The sequence below is a fragment of the Streptomyces maremycinicus genome, from assembly GCF_001184025.1.
Classification (GTDB): domain Bacteria; phylum Actinomycetota; class Actinomycetes; order Streptomycetales; family Streptomycetaceae; genus Streptomyces; species Streptomyces maremycinicus.
This window is the reverse complement of sequence record NZ_BBYG01000013.1, coordinates 144,330-165,824: the sequence shown is the minus strand read 5'-3', so window position 1 is coordinate 165,824 and position 21,495 is coordinate 144,330. Positions and strand designations below refer to the sequence as shown.

Annotated in this window: 13 protein-coding genes; 8 read left to right on the top strand and 5 right to left on the bottom strand. The window is 69.7% G+C overall.

Annotated features, from left to right (window positions below):
• Positions 1-27: 27 nt before the first annotated feature.
• The gene (locus AOQ37_RS16425) at positions 28-2,154 is read left to right on the top strand and encodes an outer membrane protein assembly factor BamB family protein (RefSeq protein ID WP_062645276.1); all 2,127 of its coding nucleotides are present in this window, start codon (positions 28-30) and stop codon (positions 2,152-2,154) included.
• A gap of 249 nt (positions 2,155-2,403) precedes the next feature.
• The gene (locus AOQ37_RS16420) at positions 2,404-3,117 is read left to right on the top strand and encodes a helix-turn-helix transcriptional regulator (protein ID WP_078890213.1); all 714 of its coding nucleotides are present in this window, start codon (positions 2,404-2,406) and stop codon (positions 3,115-3,117) included.
• A gap of 36 nt (positions 3,118-3,153) precedes the next feature.
• Here AOQ37_RS16420 and AOQ37_RS40445 read toward each other — a convergent pair whose 3' ends face one another.
• Complete coding sequence (locus AOQ37_RS40445; RefSeq protein ID WP_062645274.1) at positions 3,154-6,645, bottom strand: DNRLRE domain-containing protein; 3,492 nt, start codon at positions 6,643-6,645, stop codon at positions 3,154-3,156.
• A 548-nt stretch (positions 6,646-7,193) separates the two neighbouring features.
• On the opposite strand from AOQ37_RS40445, the gene AOQ37_RS16410 reads away from it, so the two are divergent.
• The 4 genes from AOQ37_RS16410 to AOQ37_RS16395 all read left to right on the top strand — a co-directional run bounded on the left by AOQ37_RS16410 (position 7,194) and on the right by AOQ37_RS16395 (position 17,137).
• Positions 7,194-14,912 carry a ricin-type beta-trefoil lectin domain protein gene (locus AOQ37_RS16410; RefSeq protein ID WP_445407416.1) on the top strand — a complete coding sequence of 2,573 codons (7,719 nt, stop codon included), beginning with the start codon at positions 7,194-7,196 and terminating at the stop codon, positions 14,910-14,912.
• Positions 14,913-15,376: 464 nt separating this feature from the next.
• Entirely contained in the window at positions 15,377-16,027 is a 651-nt protein-coding gene (locus AOQ37_RS16405) for a hypothetical protein (protein ID WP_062645273.1), read from the top strand.
• Positions 16,028-16,031: 4 nt separating this feature from the next.
• Positions 16,032-16,487: a hypothetical protein gene (locus tag AOQ37_RS16400; protein ID WP_062645272.1), complete on the top strand. Its 456-nt coding sequence runs from the start codon at positions 16,032-16,034 to the stop codon at positions 16,485-16,487.
• A 77-nt stretch (positions 16,488-16,564) separates the two neighbouring features.
• On the top strand, positions 16,565-17,137 hold the full coding sequence (locus tag AOQ37_RS16395) for a dihydrofolate reductase family protein (RefSeq protein ID WP_062645271.1): 573 nt from the start codon (positions 16,565-16,567) through the stop codon (positions 17,135-17,137).
• On the opposite strand, the gene AOQ37_RS16390 is transcribed toward AOQ37_RS16395, so the two are convergent.
• A complete protein-coding gene (locus AOQ37_RS16390; RefSeq protein WP_062645270.1) occupies positions 17,107-17,331 on the bottom strand; it encodes a DUF397 domain-containing protein in 225 nt (74 codons plus the stop codon). The genes AOQ37_RS16395 and AOQ37_RS16390 overlap by 31 nt on opposite strands.
• A gap of 7 nt (positions 17,332-17,338) precedes the next feature.
• Entirely contained in the window at positions 17,339-18,190 is an 852-nt protein-coding gene (locus tag AOQ37_RS16385; RefSeq protein WP_062645269.1) for a helix-turn-helix domain-containing protein, read from the bottom strand.
• 194 nt (positions 18,191-18,384) lie between these two features.
• On the opposite strand from AOQ37_RS16385, the gene AOQ37_RS16380 reads away from it, so the two are divergent.
• Together AOQ37_RS16380 and AOQ37_RS16375 are read left to right on the top strand one after the other, a co-directional pair.
• The gene (locus tag AOQ37_RS16380) at positions 18,385-18,807 is read left to right on the top strand and encodes an ATP-binding protein (protein WP_062645268.1); all 423 of its coding nucleotides are present in this window, start codon (positions 18,385-18,387) and stop codon (positions 18,805-18,807) included.
• Positions 18,808-18,910: 103 nt separating this feature from the next.
• A complete protein-coding gene (locus tag AOQ37_RS16375; protein ID WP_062645267.1) occupies positions 18,911-19,189 on the top strand; it encodes a hypothetical protein in 279 nt (92 codons plus the stop codon).
• Positions 19,190-19,268: 79 nt separating this feature from the next.
• On the opposite strand, the gene AOQ37_RS16370 is transcribed toward AOQ37_RS16375, so the two are convergent.
• Positions 19,269-19,649, bottom strand: a complete 381-nt coding sequence (locus AOQ37_RS16370) for a hypothetical protein (RefSeq protein ID WP_062645266.1) — start codon at positions 19,647-19,649, stop codon at positions 19,269-19,271.
• Between the two features lie 36 nt (positions 19,650-19,685).
• Positions 19,686-21,386 (bottom strand): sodium:solute symporter family protein, encoded by a 1,701-nt coding sequence (locus AOQ37_RS16365; RefSeq protein WP_062645265.1) that lies wholly within the window; start codon positions 21,384-21,386, stop codon positions 19,686-19,688.
• Positions 21,387-21,495 lie beyond the last annotated feature (109 nt).

Sequence of the window (21,495 nt, the reverse complement as noted above, 5' to 3'; positions counted from 1 at the left end):
CGAGCGTTCTCCCGAGGTATCCACACCATGACCCAGCCGCCGCCCCCGCCGCCGAACCAGCCCCCGCAGCAGCCCCAGCAGGGCGGTTTCGGCCCGCCCCAGCCGCCGCAGGACACGCCCGTGCAGGACGCGAAGCCCCAGGACGCGAAGCCCGAGGCCACGAAGCCCCAGGACGCGAAGCCCCAGGGCGCGGCGCCGCAGCCGCCGGCCCCCGACCTGACGAAGTCCCCGGCACCGGGCTACGGCTACCCGCAGGCCCCGCAGGCCCCGCAGGCCCCGCAGGCCCCGCAGGCCCCGCAGGCCCCGCAGGCCCCGCAGGCCCCGCAGGCCCCGGCCCAGGCGGCCCAGCAGCCGCAGACTCCTCCGCCGCCGGTCCCGTCCGGGCCCCCGCAGCAGCCCCAGCCGGGCTACGGCTATCCGCAGGCGCCCGGCGGGCCGGCCGCGTCCCCGCAGCCACCGGCCGCCGCTCCCGGTTACGGCTACCCGGCCCAGCCGGGCACGCCGACGCCCTCCGCGTACGGTCAGCCCCAGCAGCCGGGCCCCTACGGCCAGCCGACGCCGCCGTACGGCCAGCAGCCCGGTTACGGCTACCCGGGTCAGCCGGGTTATCCGGCCGCCCAGCCGGGTTACGGCTACCCGGGCCAGCCCACCATGCCCATGCACCCGCAGGCCGGCGGCCCCGGCCAGGGACCGGGCGCCGGGGTCGGCAAGAAGTTCAACGCACAGGTGGCGATCATCGTCGGCGCGGTCGTCGCGATCGCGCTGATCGTCGGTGGCGGCGTCTGGTACTCCCAGTCCGACGGCGGCAAGAAGGAGGAGGCGGGTCCCGCGGGCCCGACCGGCGGCGGGGGTGACACCGGCGACAAGGGAGGCACCGGCGGCACGGCCTCCGGCGGCAAGGAGAAGGTACCGGCGAACCCGGCCGCGGACGTCCTCTTCAAGGTCCCGATGCCCGTCATCAAGAAGGACGACAGCGTCGGCGTCAAGGGCTCCTGGGTGACCGACAAGGCGTACGTGAAGACGGGCGTCAACGAGATCGCCGGCTACGACCTCGACAAGGGCACCAAGCTCTGGTCGATCCCGCTGCCCGGCCCGGTCTGCGAGGCCAGCAGGTTCGCCACCGACGACTACCGCACGGCGGTCACCTTCCAGGCGAGCACGGCCGACACGGCGGGCTGCGACCAGGTCGCGGCGATCGACCTCGCCGCGGGCAAGCAGCTGTGGAAGAAGACCGTCAACTCCGGTGACTACCCGATCAGTTTCAACAACGTGACGGTCAGCGCGAACACGGTGGCCCTCGGCAGCACCAACGGCGGCGCCGCCTTCGACATCGACTCCGGCAAGGTGCTCTGGTCGCCGAAGCCGGCCGACACCTGCTACGACGCCGGCTACGGCGGCGGCCCGAAGCTGGTGGCCGTCCGCAAGTGCGGCGCGTACGACAACCCCGAGCTGAACATCCAGACCATCGACCCGGTGTCCGGCAAGGTGATCTCGGAGTACAAGCTGGCCACGGGCATCGACTACGCGTCCGTCGTGTCCAGCGACCCCCTGGTGGTGGCCGCCGACGTCGGCGACAGCGCCGGTGACGGCAGCGGCATCTCGGACTTCTTCTCCATCGACAACAAGACCGGCAAACTGCGCACCCGTATCTCGGTCCCCGGCGACCAGTACGCGGCCGACTGCGAGGGCATCACCAGGATCGAGGCCTGCACCGGCCTGGCCGTCGGCAACGACCGGATCTACGTCCCGACCGAGGAGCACGACGGCACCGGCGAGTACAGCCGGACCAACGAGGTCATCGCCTTCGACCTGGCCACCGGCAAGCAGACCGGCCAGCGCGCGGACGCCGGCGACGGCTACACGATCTACCCGCTGCGCATGGACGGCAGCAATCTGATCGCCTACAAGCGGCCGCCGTACGACAAGGGCGGCCAGGTCGTCAGCATCGCCGGAACCTCCTTCAAGGAGACCAAGCTGCTGGAGAACCCCTCCACGGAGGCGGTGCGCGACCTGGAGACCAGCATGTCCCCGGAGTACTCCGAGGTCCTCTACTCCCAGGGACGCCTGTTCATGTCCGAGGTGTACGCCGACGACGGCTCGCTCTCCAGCGGCGACCCCCAGTACCTCGCGGTCGCCTACGGCGCGGGCGGCTGATCGTCCGCATCGCCGTGACGGCCCCGCCCCTGCTCAGGGGCGGGGCCGTTCATTTATCGCCCATGACCCTCGAATGTGAGGAATTTCGGCGATCCGGGCACTTCTCACCGGTAGGGGGAGCGCAACGTCGAACAAGCGTGTAGCTTCCGGGGGCATGAGAACGGGGTGCCGGGGGGCACCCTTTTGTTGGTCCGCGAGGGTCCGTGTGAGTCCGTGTGGGCATCCATGGGGGGACTGGGGGGTTGCTCGTTGGGAGTGCGGCTGATGGTGGTCGACGACCACCGACTGCTCGCCGAGGCACTGGCCTCGGCGCTCAAACTGCGGGGGCACCGGGTGCTCGCCGCGGCGGCACCGACCGCGGGGGCGGCCGAGCTGGTGATCACGCGCGCCCCGGAGGTGTGCCTGCTGGGCACGGCGGTCCCGGCCGAGCCGGGCATCTTCGACCCGGTGGTCCGCATCAAGCGGGAGCGGCCCCAGGTGGCGGTCCTGGTCCTCGGCCCGGTGCCGAGCCCCCGCGGGATCGCGGCGGCCTTCGCCGCGGGCGCCTCCGGCTACGTACGCCACGACGAGCGCATAGAGGGCGTCGAGCGGGCCATCATGAAGGCGCGGTCGGGTGAGGCGGCGGTGGCTCCGACGCTGCTCCAGGGCGCGTTCAGCGAGTTGTTGAACCCGGCCGCACAGCCCGACGACGAGGGCCAGCGGCTCCTCCAGATGCTCACGCCCCGTGAGGTGGAGGTCCTGGTCCGGGTCGCGGACGGCGAGGACACCCGGCTGATCGCCGCCGGCATGGGCATCGCCCCCTCCACGGCCCGCACGCACGTCCAGCGGGTCCTGATGAAGCTGGGCGTCGGCTCCCGGCTGGAGGCGGCGGCGCTCGCGGCCCGCACGGGGCTGCTGGACCGCGCGGGCCCGCTGCCGCACACCTCCCGGAACCCGGAAACGGGTACGGGGACGGAGTTCTGACGAACTCCGTCCCCGTACCGGGCAGTTGCGGGCGGGTCAGCCGAAGCGCAGCTTCGTCGTCGCCCACGCGCTGTCCGCGCTGATCACCGCCGTACCGGTGCCGATCACCGCGGCGCCGCCCTTGTAGAAGTAGATGCTTCCGGCGCTGGAAAGGGCCCAGAGGTCGGGGATGCCGTCGTCGTTGACGTCCGGGGTGCCGTAGAGGTGGCTCGTGGGCACCGTGGCGGTCGACCATCCCTCGGCGTAGACCTCGTCGGCGCCCGTCTTGGAGGCCGCAGCCGTCGACAGGGAGGCGATGGTGGAGCCGCCGGCGCTGTCCTTGATGCCGAACCGCAGGTAGAGGCGGCTGGAGGAGCCGGAGCGCCACAGCAGGTCGGGGGCGCCGTCGGCGTCGTGGTCGCCGACCGAGACGAGGTCGCGGTCCAGCCACGCGGTGCTGGCGATCTTGGTGACCGTCAGGAACGTGGCGCCGGTGTAGCCCTCGAAGGCCCACATCTCGCCGCCGGTGGCGGTGGCGAACAGGTCGACGCGGCCGTCCGCGTCGTAGTCGCCCACGATGATCTGGTCGAAGGTCGCCGGGTCCGGGGAGCCCGAGGGCAGCCGGAGGGTCATGCGCCGGGAGATGTCGACACTGCCGTAGCCGTCGCCGGGGTACACGTACAGCCTGCCGTCGGGCATCCGGGCGAAGACGTCGCCGATGCCGTCGGCGCCGAGCGCGTCGCCGCCGTGGGCGATCAGTGCCGCCGTGCCGTCGGCGCCCGTCCAGTAGCCCGGCGCGTGGTCCACGCCGTCCTCGTCCGGGTCGGAGAGCAGGCCGACGCCGTCGTCATGGGCGGCCTCCATGCCGACGTGCAGGTCGCCGGCGGTCGACGAGGGGTACATCCACAGGTTGCCCGCCGAACTGATCGCGAACAGGTCGGGGGTGCCGTCGCCCGTGGTGTCGCCGGCCACGTCGGCGGTGTCGCGCGGGGTGACGTAGAACAGGTACTTCGTGCCGATCGAGACATTGCCCGCGCTGTCCACGGCCCGCGCGTACAGCACGTTAGGGCCGGCCAGCGGCGGCGGCAGCGACACGGTCGTCGAGGCGCCCGCGGTGACGGTCTTGCTGCTCGCGTAGGTCGTGGTGTTGAACGACCACTGGAACTTGGTGACGTCGGTGTCCTCGTCCGGCGCGAAGGTGAAGTTGCCGGACGTGCCGAACTTCACCGTCGACCAGACCGTGCCGTCCTCGTCCGCCGCCGGGAAGGCGGTGGAGGTGATCAGCGGCTCGTTGGGCACGCTGCTGTCGTAGACGAACCGGCACACGTACGGGTCGGAGGTCGGCGCGTACGGTGAGGCGGCCCCGCTGGAGTCGATCGCGCGCACCCGCCACGAGTACTGGTAGCCGTTGGTGAACGACGACTTGGCGACCGTGACCGACGCCTTGCCGGCGCTGGTGACCGTGACGTTCTTGTCGAGGATCTTGCTGTCGCCGTAGCCGGTCCGCCACAGCTCGAAGTCCAGGTACTTCAGGTCCTGGCGGGTGGAGGTGTCGTCCGCGTCGGAGGAGGCGGCCGACAGCACGAGGTCCCTCTTGCCGATGTGGAGGTAGGGGGTGGTGCGGTCGCAGGTGCCGCCCGGGGTCTGGACGACCGAACTCGGCGTCTTCGGCTTGCGGTTGTAGACGAGGGTGAGCTTGGGGGCGCTGTCGCCCTCCGCACGGAACTTCTTCCAGGCGTAGGCCGAGTCCTCGGTGCTGGCCCGCAGCCCGATGGTCATCGAGGACCAGCCGCCGTCCGCCGCGTCCTGCGCGACCGACTTCGCGTCGTAGCTGACGTAGGAGTCCGGGCAGGAGGAGTTGTAGCCGTAGGCGAAGGACTTGGTGCCGATCTCCGACTTCCAGTCCGGCTGGTTGTTCCAGGTGGTCTTGGAGGAGATGCCGGAGGTCAGCCAGACCTGGGTCTCGCGCGCGGAGCACGACCAGGAGTAGGTCTCGCGCAGCCTTATGGAGGCCGACGAGATGCTGGCGCCCTTGATGCTGGTGGACCAGCCGAGCTTGAAGAAGGAGCGGGACAAACCCCAGGTGGTGGACTCGAAGCCGACGCGGGCCTCGGTGGTGCCGCTGTTGTAGTTGGCGCCGTCGTAGAAGCTGGAGCTCGGGTACTTCTTGTACGCCGTGGTCCAGTTCTTCGTCTTGCCGTAGATCGTGGGGTCGACGAAGACCGGGTAGACGGTGTCCGGGTCCGCGAGCAGGTCGGCGTCCGGCACGATCGACAGGGCGGTGGAGGCGGCGCCCGGGGCGCTCAACGCGGTACCGGCGACGGCCATGTGGGTGCCCGGGTCGGGTCCGGCGAGGCCCGGCAGGGCGAACACCTGGGCGTCGGTGAGGGCGGCGGACGGCGCCTGGCGGAAGGCGGCCGGGTCGGCGGTGGTCGCGCCGGTGTCCCCGGTGTCGCCGTCCTCGGACCCGTCGTCCTCGGTGTCGCCGTTCTCGGTGGCGGTCGCCGTCGGTGCGTCGGTGTCCTGCCCGTCCTCGGGCGCGGCGCTCTCCTCACCGACCGGCGCGCCGGGCTCCTCGGAGTAGGACGGCGCCGGCGCGGCGCTCTCCTCGGCCGGCTCGGGGTCGGCGCCCTCGGTGACCGCGTACGTGCCGGCCGAGTCCCACAGGTAGGGGGTGGGGGAGACGGCGATCTCCTGGCCGTCGCGGTCCGTGCCGGTGACGATCTTCGTGACGGGGTCGAGGTGGAAGGTCAGGTCGGGGGAGGAGAGCCCGTAGGACAGCCGGGTGAGGGCGGGGTCGGCCGCGGCCTCGGCGCTGTGCACGACGAGGACGTGGCTGAACCCGCCGGCCTGGGCCGTCAGCATCAGGTCGACGCCGTCGAGCACGTCGCGGTACAGCGCGCTCGACCCGCTGATCGTGGGCTCGGGCAGGGCGCCGGGCCAGCTCAGGGTGATCTCGTGGCCGCCGCTGGTGAGGGTGGCGAGCTCGGAGAAGCCCTCGGTGGCGTCGGTGACCCGCACCGCGTCACCGCCGCGCGCGACGGTGTAGACGGCTGCCCGTACGGCCGTGGACGCCGAACCCGTGCCCGAAGCGCCTCGTCCGCGCGCGGTGCTCCGGCCGCTTCCGCTTTCCTTGCCGCCCGCCGAGAACACCACGGGATCGACGGTCGCTCTGGCGGCCCAGCCGTGTGCGGTCCGGGCCAGACTCGTGTCGATGGGCTTCCAGGCGCCGTTCACCCGGGCCCGCACCGGCGCCCCGTGCGCGACCAGCTCGAAGCTGCCGTCGGGACGCGCGTACGTCGTGGACGTCTCGTCGCGCAGGGCGGTGACCTCGACGCGCCTGCCCGCGGCGACGGCCTGTCGCTGCGCGGTCTCCTGGTCCAGCGGACGGGCGGCGGCCTGCTTCGTCCCGGCGGGGGCGTCGGGGGTGCCGGGGTCGTCGAACAGCGGCACGGCCAGCAGCCCGACGCCGATCGCGCCGGCGACGGCTGCGGCGACCCCTGCCCGGCCGCGCCCGGACGCGGGCAGGCCGAAGCGACGACGTTCCATGGGCTTGCGCCCCCTCCCCCTGAAATCCCGGGCGAACCAGGATTCTGTGAATGAGCTGTGCCGCACCCGGGGGCCTGCTTTTCGCATCCCACGCCCGGAAAGCGCGCACCAGAGCATTGCCGATGGCGAGGAGATAGCGCCACACCGCTCGGTCGCCTTTGCCTTTCTGTGACCTTGGAGGTGAGACGGGGCGGCCCTCGCGTACGTCCAAAAGGTAGCGCTGAACAGCGAGTTCGCGTCCCGGGCGTCTTGCGCCAAACGATCACAATTTGCCCGCGCGTGACAGTGCATTGACCGGCATTTGACCTGGTCTTTCAGTGATTGAGCCGTGCTCATATCTTTTTAATTGGACTGTGGAATTTCTCCGGTGAGGTAAATCACGCGCTTTCTTGGGCCTGTTGACTTTCCATGAAGATTTGCCAGAACATTCGTGCTCATCAATGGCCGGAACTGTGGGCGCGGGGGCTGTCGCTGTGTGGGGATCGCTGTCATGGAGCGGCAGGGGGTGGCGTGTGAGCACGCGTGCCGAACGCCGCAGACGGGCGCGGATGCGCGCCGGTGTGGTCGGTGCGCTCGCCGTGGCACTGGTGGTGGGCATCTCGCCCGCCGCCGTGGCGCTGCCGCCGGGTGACGACCGCAGCGGCGTCGATCTGGTCGACCTGCCGGACGCCGAGCAGGCCGAGGGCGAGGCCGGCGGCGGGCTCGCCGAACTGACCACGGCCGAGGCCGAGCAGCCCCTCGAGTACGACCCGAGCCAGGTCGCCGCCCCCGCGGGCGGCACCGCGACGAAGGACCTCACGGGCCTCGCGCCCGGCGATCTGGTGCCGCTCACCCAGGCCGACGGCACCGCCCTCCCCGTCGAGGTCGGCGCCCCCGAGGACGCCACCGCGACCGAGGCCGCGGCCCTGGAGGGCGAGTGGCAGGTCACCCTCGCCGGCCAGGGCGAGCTGGCCACCACCGCCATCGAGGGCGTGGCCCTCACGGTCACCCCGCCGGCCGAGGCGACCGGCGACGCCGTGATCGCCCTGGACTACACCGACTTCTCCGAGCTCTACGGCGCGAACTGGGCGGACCGGCTGTCCTTCGTGCAGTACCCGGCGTGCTTCCTGACCACCCCGGACACCGAGGGCTGCTCGGAGCCGACCGAGGTCTCCACCGACAACGTGGTCGCGCAGACGGGCACCGACGCCGACGGCGACGCGGTGTTCGAGCGCCGCATCCTGGCGACCGTCGACACCGAGGTCCTCGCGGCGGGCGGCACCAGCGCCTCGACCGCGTCCACGGCCGCCGCCTCGGGCGCGGGCACGGTCACCGACGGCGTGTACCGCGAGACGCAGTCCGGCAGCGGCACCCGGCTGGCGACGCTGGCCGCCGCGACCGCCGACGGCTCCGGCTCCTCGGTCCTCCTCGCCACCGACTCCGGCTCCGGCTCCAAGGGCGACTTCGGCGCGACCCCGCTGGTCAGCGCCGGTTCCTGGTCGGCCGGAGGCAACTCGGGCGGCTTCACCTACTCGTACAGCCTCCAGACCCCGAGCGTCCCCGGCGGCCCCTCGCCGTCGGTGTCCTTCGGCTACAACTCGCAGGGCGTGGACGGCCGCACCTCCGCCTCCAACAACCAGCCCTCCTGGGTCGGCGACGGCTGGGAGTACAACGCGGGCTCCATCACCCGCACCTACGCCTCCTGCCGCGACGACCAGACCAACGGCAACAACACCAAGAAGACCAGCGACCTCTGCTTCGGCTCGTACAACGCCACGCTCACGCTCGGCGGCACGACGACCGAGCTGGTCCTGCCCGACGGCGCGAGCAGCCCGTACGGCGACAAGTGGGTCACCGCGAACGACGACGGCTCGCGCGTCGAGCTGCTTCGGAACACCGCCCTGGACAACGGCGACGCCGACGGCGAGTACTGGCGCGTCACCACCCGCGACGGCACCCAGTACTACTTCGGCAAGCACAAGCTGGCCGACGACTGGGCGAGCGGCGACCCGGTGACGAACTCGGTCCTCACCGCGCCCGTCGCCGGCAACCAGTCCACCGAACCCTGCTACAAGGCGGGCGACTTCGCCGGCTCCTTCTGCGACCAGGCCTGGCGCTGGAACCTCGACTACGTCGTCGACACCAACGGCAACGCGATGACGCTGTGGTGGGCGAAGGAGACCAACCACTACGCGAAGAACAACAAGTTCAAGACGCCCGTCTCCTACGACCGCGGCGGTTACCTCAAGCGCATCGAGTACGGCCTGACCACGGCCGACCCGTACGCGGCCCCGATCTCCAAGGTCACCTTCGACGTCGACGAGCGCTGCTTCAAGGAGGGCGAGCTCGCCTGTACGGCGGAGGGCGACGAGAACGACAACTTCGCCTCCGGCGACTTCGCGAGGAACCGGATCTGGTACGACACCCCGGCCGACCTCTACTGCGCGTCCGGCAAGGAGTGCTACGTCCCCGTCCCCACCTTCTGGTCGCGCAAGCGGCTGGCCCAGGTGACGACGTGGACACAGCGCACCCAGGGCTCCACGGCCCTGTCGAAGGTGGACAGCTGGACGCTCCAGCAGTCCCTGCCCGCCGACCTCACCGACGAGGGCACCGCCCTGTGGCTGGAGTCGATCACCCGCACCGGCTACGACGCCGAGGGCGAGTCCCTCACCCTCAACCCGGTGCAGTTCCTCGCCAACAGCCAGCCGATGCCCAACCGGGTCAAGGAGGGTGCGAACGACCCGAACCCGGCCTTCGACCGGCTGCGCATCGCGCGGGTCGTCAGCGAGTACGGCGGCGAGACCGTCGTCACCTACAAGGCGCCGTCGGGTGCGTGCAGGACGGGCAGCGGCTTCCCCGCACCGGACGCCAACACCGGTCTGTGCTACCCGGTGTTCTGGAACGCCGACCCGGACGTCGAGACGACCGACTGGTTCAACAAGTACGTCGTCGAGTCCGTCCAGGAACTCCCCGCCCTCACCGGCGTCGACGCGATCACGACCACCTACGACTACCTCGGTGACGCGGCCTGGGCGCTGAATCAGGCGGAGTTCAGCAAGAAGAAGACCCGCACCTGGGACCAGTGGCGCGGCTTCGCCCGTGTGCGCACCTACACGGGCGCCGACAGCGACGCCGCCTACGTGTCCACGAAGCGCGGGATGACGGAGACCCGCTTCTTCCGGGGCATGGACGGCGACCCCCTGTCCGGCGGCGGCACCCGCTCGGTGAGCGTCAAGGACTCCGAGGGCGTCACCATCGCCACCGACGAGGAGCCGTTCGCGGGCCGCGTCGCGGAGTCCCTCACCTACGCCTCGGCGACCGCCGACACCTGGCTGACCAGGACCGTCGACAAGCCGAAGGCCGTGAAGCTCGCCGCCCGCAGCCGCTCCGGCGGCATCCCGGACCTCAAGGCCTGGCGGGTCCTCACCCCCGAGTCCCTCACCTACACCCGTTCCTCCGGCACCGGCGACGACAAGCGCACCGTGCGCGTCCTGCGCACCGTCACCGAGTACGAGGACACCTACGGCCTGCCGACGCAGGTCGCCGAGTACAACGACTGGTCGGCCGACGCCGCGACCGACAACACGGACGACGACACCTGCACGGTGATGTCGTACGTGCACAACACCGCCAAGCACCTCATCGGCCTGGACCGGCAGACCCTCACCACCGCCGGCACCTGCGCGCAGGCGGCCACGGCGACGGCGGCCGACTGGATCGACGGCTCGCGGGTCGCCTACGACGGCCAGGCCTACGACGCCGCTCCCACCACCGGCAACGCCACCACCACCTGGGCGATCACCGGCACCGGCGGCGGCTGGGTCAAGGACGGCGAGGTCACGTACGACGACTACGGCCGTACGACGTCCACGAGGAACGCCGCGGCCATCGCGAACAACGACACCGCGAAGGCCGTCACGACCTACGTCCCGGACAAGGGCCAGGTCTTCCGGATCACCACCACCAACGAGCTGAACCAGAGCGAGACCAGCACGCTGGAGCCCGGCCGCGGGGTCGCCCTGACCGACGAGGACGTCAACGGACGGGTCACCACCTACACCTATGACGCCCTCGGCCGCGCCACCCAGGTGTGGAACCCCTCCCGCGCCACGTCCAAGTCGCCGTCGGCGAAGATCACCTACGACACGACGATCGGCCAGCCGGTCTCGATCACCACCGAGTCGCTCACCGACAACGGCGACTACGGCGTCTCCACCGTCATCTACGACGGCCTCGGCCGCGAACGCCAGAAGCAGGAACCGGCGGTCGGCGGCGGACGCCTCATCACGGACACCCTGTACGGCGCCAACGGCACGATCCGGCAGACCAACAACGCCTACTACGACAAGGACGCCCCCTCCACCGTCCTGTTCGAGCTGGACTCGGACTACCAGGTCCCCAACGCGACGCTCTACGCGTACGACGGCCTGGGCCGCACCCTCACCGAGACCCCGTACCTCAACGGCGCCGAGGTCCCGGCGAAGGCGAGCCGCTACGAGTACGGCCTCGACAACTCCACGGTGATCAACCCGACGGGCGCCGCCGCCCAGCGCACCTGGTCCGACGCGATGGGCCGCACGGTCCGCGTCGACACGTACACGGACGCGCTGCGCGCCGCCTACCGCTCGACGACGTACACGTACGACGAGCGCGGCGACCGCGTGAAGGCCAAGGACTCCCAGGGCAACCTCTGGACCTGGAAGTACGACGCCCGGGGCCGCGAGATCGAGTCTGTCGACCCGGACGCGGGTAAGACCACGACCACCTACGACATCCTGAATCGGCCGGAACTGGCCACGGACGAGAACGCGGCCGTCTACACGGTCTACGACAAGCTGTCCCGGCCGATCGAGCAGCACGAGGGCTCCGCCACCGGCACCCTGCTGGCGAAGACCACGTACGACACGCTGATCGGCGGTGTGGGCCTGCCGACCTCGCACACCCGGTACACGGACAACCAGGCGTACACCACGGCCGTGACCGGCTACACGGCCGGCTACCAGCCGACCGGCCAGAAGATCTCGATCCCCGAGTCGGTGGCGCTCGCCTACGGCCTCCAGAAGGAGTACGCGTACAGCTACGAGTACTCGGAGTCGGGCGTCGTCGAGGCGGTCAATCTCCCGTCCGTCGGCACCTTGCCCGCCGAGAGAGTGGTCGTCCGCTACAACGAGGACGGTCTTCCGGTTTCCACCTCGGGCCTGGCCTGGTACACCGCGCAGACCTCGTACTCCCCGTACGGCCAGGTCCTGCGCGCGGCCAGCGGCGAGAACCCGAACCGCGTCTGGACGACGAACCTGTTCGACGAGGCGACGGGTGAGCTGACCCAGAGCATCATCGACCGTGAGTCGACCAGTGACACCACGGCCGTCACCGGCCACCGCGTCAACTCCCGCAGCTACGCCTACGACCCGGCCGGCAACGTCACGTCGATCGCCGACACGTCGAACTCGGTGACCGACCGCCAGTGCTTCACCTACGACGCCCTGGGTCAGTTGTCCGAGGCGTGGACCGCACCGGCCGGCTGCACCGCCACCGGCAAGACGACGGCGGCCCCGAAGTACTCGGACGGCACGACCAACGTCACGGCGGCGAACAACGGTTACTGGCAGTCGTACACGTACGACGCGATGGGCAACCGGAAGAAGCTTGTCGAGCACGACCCGGGCCTGGACACCACCAAGGACGCCACGACCGACTACACGTACGGCAAGGCTGACGGCACCCAGCCGCACACGCTCACGGGCATGTCGTCCACGTACAAGGCCGAGTCCGGTGCCCAGGTGACGAAGGCGACGACGCTGACGTACGACGACGCGGGCAACACGCTGACGCGCAAGTACGACGGCTCCGAACAGGCGTTGTCCTGGACGTGGGACGGCCAGGTCGAGAAGGTCACCGGCTTCGGGGAGAACGGCGCGGGCGCGTGGAAGGGCCTGGCGAACAAGTGCCTGGATCTGTCCAACGCGGCGACGACGGCCGACACGCCCGTCCAGCTCTACACCTGCAACGGCTCCAAGGCGCAGAAGTTCCGCATCGACTCGGCCTCCTCGGCCGACCCGTCGACGGGCGCGCTGAAGATCCTGGGCAAGTGCGTGGTTCCTAAGGGCGGCGGCACAGCCAACGGCACGCTGGTCGTCATCGCGGACTGCACCGGCGCGGCGGCCCAGCAGTGGACGGCAACGTCCACCGGCACCCTGAAGCACGTCTCCTCGGGCAAGTGCCTGGACGTCCCGAGTTCCAACTCGGCGGACAGCACGGACCTCCAGCTGAACACCTGCGGGACCGCGGCGAACCAGCAGTGGGTCCCGGACAAGGAGACCAAGTACGTCTACGGCGGTGACGGGTCGCGTCTGATGGCGATCTCCGCCACCGAGCGCACCCTGTACCTCGGCGAGTCGACCATCTCGGTCAACGCGGCCGGCGGTCCCGCCTACACCGAGCGCTACTACTCCCAGGCGGGCGCTCCGACCGTGATGCGCCACGCGCAGGGTACGGGCGCGGCGGAACTGTCCGTGCAGATCATGGACCAGAACGGCACGGCGTACGCCAATGTGGCGCTGACGTCCGGCAACAAGGTCAAGTTCTCCAAGACGGACGCGTTCGGCGTGGAGCGGTCCGAGTCGACCACCTGGCGCTCGCACCAGAGCTATGTCGGTGGCGGCGACGACGCGAGCAGCGGTCTGGTCCACTTGGGTGCACGCGAGTACGACCCTGCGACGGGCCGCTTCCTGTCCGCCGACCCAGTCCTGGACCTGGCCGACCCGGTCCAGATGAACGGCTACGTGTACTGCGAGAACAACCCGGTCACCTTCGCCGACCCGTCCGGTCTGGCTTCGGAGGGCGGCAGCTCGGAGTACGGAGGGCCGTCGGCGTCGGACGAGGCGTCCGCGAAGAAGACGCTGGGCACCTCGGTGGCGGACGTGATCCTGTCCATCGGCTGGGCGGCTCTGAAGGAGTTCGTCGGCTGGAACAGCGTGGTGGGCTGCTTCTCGCGGGGTGACGTCTGGGCGTGCGGGGACCTGTTCCTCAACGCCATCCCGTGGACGAAGGCGTACAAGGCGTTCGGTATCGCCAAGGCGGCGTTCCGGATCGCGAAGGCGATCAACGCGCTGATGAAGGCCAAGCAGAAGGCCCGCAAGATCATCGAGCTGGCCCGCAAGGCCCGCGAGCTGGCGCGCAAGGCGGCCGCTGCGAAGAAGAAGGCGGCCGCGCTGGCGGCACAGCTGAAGAAGAAGGCCAAGGAAGCGGCAACCCGGCAGGCGAAGAAGGCCGCGCAGAAGACCGGAAACGCGGTCCAGAAGGCCCGGAAGGCGGCGGCGAAGAAGACGGAGCCGAAGCCGCGGCAGGCCAAAGCCAAGGACGAGTCGTCCGGGGGCGGCGGAGCCGGCGAGTGCAACAGCTTCGTGCCCGGCACGAAGGTGCTGATGGCCGATGGCACCACCAAGCCGATCGAACAGGTCAAGAACGGCGACAAGGTCCTGGCGACGGATCCGGAGACCGGCGAGACGAGTGTCGAGACGGTCACCGCCGAGATCCAGGGCAGCGGCGTCAAGCATCTGGTCAAGGTCACCATCGCCGTGGACGGCGACAAGGCCGACAGCGACAAGGCCGCCGAGAACACCGCCGAGGTGACGGCCACCGACGGACACCCCTTCTGGGTCCCGGAGTTGGGCGAGTGGATCGATGCCACCGACCTGAAGGCCGGTGAGTGGCTGCGCACCGGCTCCGGCAGCCACGTCCAGATCACGGCGGTCGAGCGCTGGACCGCACCTGCGGCCACGGTCCACAACCTCACCGTCAGTGACCTGCACACGTACTACGTGCAGGCCGGAGCAACACCGCTCCTCGTACACAACGACAACTGCCCGACCGTATCCCAGAAGGATGTGGAGGGCCTCCTGGGGAAGGCGCAATCCCTCTACGAGGCATACGGGAAGGAAAAGGCGACCGTTTCCGTCGCACGCGTCTGGAACCGGGAGACGAGGCAGGCCGAGGAATGGGTGTCGACGCACCTGAGCGACCTCCCGGCCGAGATCAGGAACAATCTTGGCGGCGCGAAGTACAAGTTCGGCGAAGGTGACGCCGAGGCGACGATTGTCGGCGCCCTAGGAGACAAGTACGACCTTCTCGGGATAGCCTCCAGTACGCGGATCTGCCCCAGTTGCTATGATGCGATCAAGGGTGTGCCCGGCATGATGGAAACGACGGTCGGGGCGACTCGTGCGCAATTGCCCAAGTACACGAAATGGCGTACCGCGATCAATATGAACTTCTGGAACGGGTCGTGAACCGTGATCTGTGACGTGTGCGGACACGAGATGCGGCTGTTGCCGGCGGACCCGGAGCAGGGGCAGGGTGAGGACTGGCTGTGCTCCTGGTGTTATGCGATGACCACGCTGGGGCCAGGGCCTCAGCAGGTGTCGCGGCCGGGGTACTCGCCGGTGAATTCACGCTGGGAGCGGGCGGTTTCCGAGAGGCTGCCCGATGGCGTCGCGCACGCGTACGCGTACTTCGATTCGACTCTCTGTGGAATTCGCCGAGAAGGCATGTCTCCGTCGCCGAATTTCTGGGTTCCGAATTGGTCCAATGCGTGCCAGGCGTGTAAGGACGCTGCCGGGATCATCGATCGACGCTGGCCGGTTGAGGTCAGGGAGAGGGGTCGGGAGCAGACCGCGCCTCCTTCCGGCACAAGCTGGCCGCCTTTCTAGATCGGTCCAATCGCGGCTTTGTGAATGAAACAGAAAGGGCAGTCATGCGGCGGTCCGGGGGATTCGTGCTGCTGGCACTGTGCGTGTCGCTGTCGGCCTGCGACGTGGCGAGCGGCGGTGGCGGCGGCAGCGCCGACGGTCTGCTGAAGCCCACCGCGCAGCCGGGCGCCACGGCGCGGGCCGGCGGCCTCGGCAGCGCGGCGCTGGTCTCGCGTGACACGAGCGGCTTCACCGTGTCCACGCCGGACGGCGCCCGCAAGGTGCGGGTCACGCAGGACGCCTGCGCTCCGCTGGCCTACGCCCTGTCCGGCACGGCCGTCGGCAAGCCGGCCACCACGGTCGTACGGAAGGCCACCGGCGAGGGCGCCGAGGTCACCGTCGTCCTCGCCGAGTACGCCTCCGACCAGGCACAGCAGGCGATGGACGCGATCGCCACCGCCCTCGACGCGTGCGCGTCCGGCTTCACGGCCACCGTCGACGGCGACGAGCACAAGGTCGGCAAGGTCGCCCCGGAACTCGCCCCCGAGGGCGTGGACCAGGCGATGGGCGTGGGCGCGACGGTGACCCGGTCCGGCAGGGCGGCCCCGGCCAAGGCCGTGATCCTCCGCTCCGGCAACGCGATCGCCTACCTCAGCGGCACCCCGTCGATCCCGGCCCCGGTCCTGGACGCCCAGTTGGTGAAGCTGCGAGGCTGACCGCATGCAGCTGCGAGCGACGGTCCGGCGGGGAGCGCGCCTCGGTGTGCTGATCGGCGTGTGGCCCGCGGGGATCGTCGGAACCCTGTGCCTGGTGGCGGCGTTCGTCTGTCTGACCGGCGGCCACGACGGCACCGCGCGGACGCTGACGTCCGCGGGCGCGTTCGCCGTCCTGGGCAGCATGGCCGTGGGCGTCGCCGTCGGCACGGCCACCGGCCTCGCCCTGGCGCTCGCACCCCGCGACCTCCTCACCCGCCCTGCGCCGCGCGGCCTGCTGGCGGCGCTCACCGCCGGGCTGCCGGTGGCGGCCCTCTCCGTCGCCGCCCTGACCGGGGACGGCTACACCCTCGCGAGCTATCCGCCGTCGATCCACTTCCTCACCTGGGCGGCGACCCTGACGATCGCCCTGGTGGCGGCGGCGCGCAGCGGTGAGATCGCCGGGTACGGCACCGGACACTGACGGACGCCGATGAGTTTCGCCGCGAACCGCGGTCAGAGAGCATGACCGCACCGGCCACGACACCCTGAGGACCTCAGATGCGCACCCTGATCAGCACCGCTTTCATCTCGCTCGACGGCGTCGTGGAGGCCCCGGGCGGCGAGCCCGGCTACCGCAACGCCGGATGGACCTTCAAGGACGTCGAGTTCCTCCCCGAGGCCTTCGAGATCAAGGGCCGGGAGCAGACCGAGGCCACCGCGATGCTGCTGGGCCGGACCAGCTACGAGGCGTTCAGCCCCGTGTGGCCCGACATGGCGGACTTCGCCGAGTACAAGGTGATGCCGAAGTACGTCGTCTCCACCACCCTCACCGAGGACGACCTGGTGTCGAACTGGGGCGAGACGACGATCCTGCGCTCGCTCGACGACGTCGCAGCCCTCAAGGAGACCGAGGGCGGCCCGATCATCGTCCACGGCAGCGCGTCCCTCAACCAGGCCCTCTCGGACGCGGGCCTGATCGACCGCTACCACCTGCTCGTCTTCCCGCTCCTGCTCGGCGCGGGCAAGCGGCTGTTCAGCGCGACGGACAAGGACACGCAGAAGCTGAAGCTCGTCGAGCACGAGGCGTACGCCAACGGCCTTCAGAAGAACGTCTTCGACGTCGTCCGCTGAGGTCCGAGTCCGCCCCGTATCCCCGCCAGGAGGTGAGCGAGGGCGACGGGCGGGGCGGTGAGGGCCGCGTCCGGGGTGTCGCTCTCGCGGAGGTGGAGGGTGCGAGGGGCGGGCGTGGCGGCGAGTTCGACGCAGGTGTCCCCTTCGCCGCCGTCGGAGAACGTCGACTTCTGCCAGCGCAGGGTTTGGTTCATCAGGGCCTCACAGCTCCTTCGTCAGGCGGTGAATGAAGTCCCGCGACGCCACCGGGTCCAGCGACGCGTCCTCCACTCTACGAAGGAGTGTTCGGAGCCGTTCCAACTGTGTTTCCTCGTCGATGAAGACGACCCCGGTCGGGGCGTCCCGTAGGACTGTGTCCAGCCGGGGCAGCGGGCCGCCCGCGTACATCATCGAGGCCCCGGCACCGGCGAAGCCGTCCTGATCCGTGGGGATGACTCGCACGGTGACGTGACCCTGCTCGATCTGATCCAGAATCCAACGGAGTTGAGCGAGGCAGACCTGACGGTCCGCCACTCTGAGGCGCAGCGCGAACTCATGGACGGTCGTCTCGTACGGGGTGGATGCTTCGCCTTCGATGACGGCGCGTCTCCTCGTCCGGTACTCGACCCGTGGCGCAAGTTCGCTCTCGGCCAGCTCCGGACGCATGTACCTGAAGACCGCACGTGCGTAGTCGGGGGTCTGTAGGAGTCCGGGGACACGGTTGATGACGACCTCACGCAGGAAGGTCGCATGATGCTCGGCCTCGGCCACATCCAGGTTCACCTGGGGCAGAACGTCGCGGTACTCGTCCCACCAACCGCGTGAGCGATCGCCCGCCATGGCTCCGAGCGCGTCGATGAACGCCTCGTCCGTGCAGGCGTAGTGCTCGGCGAGGCGGCGGATGCGATCCGCGCTGACGGCCGCGATGCCTGCCTCCACCTGACTCATCTGGGCCGAGGTCGAGTTCAGGAACGCTGCGACCTCGCGGGCTTTGAGCCCTGCCGCCTCGCGCAGTTTGCGCAGCTCCGCGCCCAGGCGCACCTGCCGTGCGGTGGGATGGGCCCTCGCCGCCATGTGTTCCCCAACGTCTTTGTTGTTGTGCCTCGTTCGAGTGCCAGATTACGGCAGCGACTTGCGGAGGCGAAAATTATTGCCTTACCGTCGGTGACGTACCGCGCACGCTGCGGAAGTGCACCGCTCCGTCCTGCCATGACGGCTGCGGCAACGCCACCGCGCGCAAATCCCCGCACCTCACTCGGAGTTGACGCATGTCCGAAACCGCCCCCGACTCCTGGGAGTACTCCCTCTTCGTCCCCGGCGACCCCCGCGCCGTGACCGTCTGCCGCCGTACCCTGCGCCTGATCCTCACCCTGCACGGGTTGATCCACCTGGTGGACACCGCGGAGCTGCTCGCCTCGGAGCTGGTCTCCAACGCCGTCCTGCACACGAAGGGGCCCGCTTGTCTGCGGCTGCGTTTTCGGGACGGCGTCCTCCAGATCGGTGCCTGGGACGCGGACCCCGAGCCGCCCGAGCCGCCGGGACGGCTGGCGGACCTGGCGGATCCGGCGGACGCCGAGAACGGCCGGGGCATGGCGTTGGTGCGGGCCTGCTCGGACCTCTGGCACTGGCAGCCGCTGTCCCGGATGGGCCACCGGGGCAAGCTCGTGTGGTGCGAGCTGGCGGTGCCATAAGGCTCAACCCGTGATGCAAAGCGGATCATCGCGACATACGGTGCGTAACCGTAACGTCTCGCTGTGTAGTGAGACCCGCCATCCAGACGGAAAAGGGTAAGCAATGCGCAAGCTCCGCAACACCGCTCTCGTGGCCGCCATGATCGCAAGCCTCGGCGTGGCCGGCGCCGGATTCGCCTCCGCCGCCGTCCACGGCGCGGACGGGGACTCCCGGGAGTGCTCCAACCACGTCGAGAACATCTCGTTCGGGCTCATCAACATCCCGAACCTGAACCTCCCGCTGCTGGGCCTCTCGTCGAACCAGGAGGCGACCCAGCAGATTTGCAGCAACGGGGACGACGCCATCAACGCGAACGTCGCCGGCCGGGACGACCGGGACTAGCGGCACCGGCGGACGCCGACGCGGACGCACCGGTCCGGCTGCGGGATCCGACACCTCGGATCCCGCAGCCGGACCGGCCTCATGAACCGGGCCGGGACTCGCCCTCCACCGCCTCCGGCGGCAGCGTCGGGGTGACCGGTGCCGCGGGCCGCAGCTTCAGCCAGGCCAGGAAGAAGACGCCCAGGGCCAGCATGGCCAGTCCGGTCCACAGGTTGATGTTGATCCCCTGGGCCTTGTCGATCTCCGCGTCGCTGTCCGTGATACCGGCGATCGTGACGATCACCCCGTAGACGACGAACAGGCCGCCGATGATGCGGCGCAGGTCGAAGATGCGGGCCGCGGTCGCGGACTTCTCCTCGAGTTCGGTGACCTCGCGCTGGACGTCGGCCTCGGAGTACCCCGCTCGCCGCAGCCGCTCCGCGGCCTCGGCGCGCTCGGACGGTTCGAATTCGTCGGACATGGTCTCTCCAGTCTCCCGCGGTATTCGCGACCGGGCTCAGAACGAGAACGGGATGTAGCAGGCGGCGGCCAGGATGATCGCGCTCCAGCCCAGCAGGGCCGGGCGCCGGTACCAGGCGTCGTCGCCCGCCGCCGGCGGCTCGGCCATGCCGGGGGAGACGGTGCCGTAGACCAGGCCCTGGAGCTCCTCGGCCGGCTTGGGGGCGGTGAACAGGGACACCACCACCATGACCACCGCGCCCGCCACGAAGCCCGCGATCGCGGAGACGAAGTTCGCGCCCTGGTCGGTGGGGATGCCGATGATGTCCTGCTTGTAGAGGACGAAGTAGTTGACCATCGCCGCCGTGGTACCCGCCAGCAGGCCCCAGAAGCCCGACTTCATCGACGCCCGCTTCCAGAACATGCCCACGATGAAGACGACGAACATCGGCACGTTGAAGAAGGAGAACAGCGTCTGGAGGTAGCTCATGATGTTCGAGAAGGACGAGGCGAGGAACGCCGTGCCCACCGAGGCGGCCACGCCGATGGCCGTGATGAGCCGGCCGAAGCGGACGTAGTACGCGTCCTCGCGGCCCCGCACCACGTACTTCGCCCAGATGTCGGTCGTGAACACCGTGTTGAAGGACGAGACGTTGGCGGCCATGCCCGCCATGAACGCCGCCAGCAGGCCCGTCACCGCGATGCCCAGTACGCCGTTCGGCAGCAGCTCCTGCATGAGATACGGAATGGCGTCGTTGTACTGGAGGTCGGAGCCGGCCGTGCCGATCTTCGGGACCAGCACCGCCGCCACCAGGCCCGGGATCATCACCAGGAAGACGATGAAGATCTTCGGGAACGCGGCGATGAGCGGGGTGCGCTGGGCCGCCGACAGGTTCTTCGCCGACAGGGCGCGCTGCACCTCGGCGAAGTTCGTCGTCCAGTAGCCGAAGGAGAGGACGAAGCCGAGGCCCAGCACGATGGTCAGCCAGTTCGCGCCGAGCGGGTTGTCGCTGCCGATGCCCGTGCCGCCCCAGGCGGTGACGAAGTCGTCGCCGTGGGACTCGGTCAGGGAGTCCGTCAGACCGTCCCAGCCGCCCACCTTCTTCAGGCCGAGCACCGACAGCGGGATGAGCGCCGCCAGGATCACGAAGAACTGGAGGACCTCGTTGTAGATCGCCGAGGAGAGACCGCCGAGCGTGATGTAGGCCAGCACGAAGGCGCCCGCGACCACGATCGCCACCCACTGCGGCCAGCCCAGCAGCGCCTCGACGACGATCGCCAGGGCGTACAGGTTCACGCCGGAGATCAGGATCGCCGCGAAGGCGAACAGGGCCGAGCTGAGCAGGTGGGCGCCCCGGTCGAAGCGCAGCAGCAGGAACTCGGGGACGGAGCGGACCTTGCTGCCGTAGTAGAACGGCATCATCACCAGGCCCAGGAAGACCATCGCCGGGATGGCGCCGATCCAGTACCAGTGGACGGTGTACGCGCCGTACTGCGCGCTGTTCGCGGCCATGCCCAGGATCTCGGTGGCGGCCAGGTTGGCCGAGACGAACGCCAGGCCCGTGATCCAGGCGGGCAGGGAGCGTCCGGAGAGGAAGAAGTCGAGGCTGGTCTTCACCGATCTGCGAGCGGCGAAGCCGATGCCCAGGACCACGACGAAGTAGATGCCGAGGATCGTGTAGTCGAGCCAGTTCGTCGGCAGCCGCAGCTCTGCCGCCAGCTGTGCTGCCGTGTAGGCCGGGTCTGTGGGGGTTCGCATGCCCTGCTCACTTCTTTTGGTGTTCTTTGTTTGGTTGTGGTGATGACTGGCGTGGGGGTTTATGGTTTTATGTGTTTGGTTCTGTTGGAAGCTTCGCTAGGTGTACGGA

Coding starts and splice junctions, on each gene's coding strand:
- AOQ37_RS16410 (WP_445407416.1), top strand. CDS start 7,194: ATGCGCGCCGGTGTGGTCGGTGCGCTCGCCGTGGCACTGGTGGTGGGC.
- AOQ37_RS16400 (WP_062645272.1), top strand. CDS start 16,032: ATGCAGCTGCGAGCGACGGTCCGGCGGGGAGCGCGCCTCGGTGTGCTG.
- AOQ37_RS16395 (WP_062645271.1), top strand. CDS start 16,565: ATGCGCACCCTGATCAGCACCGCTTTCATCTCGCTCGACGGCGTCGTG.
- AOQ37_RS16390 (WP_062645270.1), bottom strand. CDS start 17,331: ATGAACCAAACCCTGCGCTGGCAGAAGTCGACGTTCTCCGACGGCGGC.
- AOQ37_RS16365 (WP_062645265.1), bottom strand. CDS start 21,386: ATGCGAACCCCCACAGACCCGGCCTACACGGCAGCACAGCTGGCGGCA.
- AOQ37_RS16380 (WP_062645268.1), top strand. CDS start 18,385: ATGTCCGAAACCGCCCCCGACTCCTGGGAGTACTCCCTCTTCGTCCCC.
- AOQ37_RS16375 (WP_062645267.1), top strand. CDS start 18,911: ATGCGCAAGCTCCGCAACACCGCTCTCGTGGCCGCCATGATCGCAAGC.
- AOQ37_RS40445 (WP_062645274.1), bottom strand. CDS start 6,645: ATGGAACGTCGTCGCTTCGGCCTGCCCGCGTCCGGGCGCGGCCGGGCA.
- AOQ37_RS16425 (WP_062645276.1), top strand. CDS start 28: ATGACCCAGCCGCCGCCCCCGCCGCCGAACCAGCCCCCGCAGCAGCCC.
- AOQ37_RS16385 (WP_062645269.1), bottom strand. CDS start 18,190: ATGGCGGCGAGGGCCCATCCCACCGCACGGCAGGTGCGCCTGGGCGCG.
- AOQ37_RS16370 (WP_062645266.1), bottom strand. CDS start 19,649: ATGTCCGACGAATTCGAACCGTCCGAGCGCGCCGAGGCCGCGGAGCGG.
- AOQ37_RS16405 (WP_062645273.1), top strand. CDS start 15,377: ATGCGGCGGTCCGGGGGATTCGTGCTGCTGGCACTGTGCGTGTCGCTG.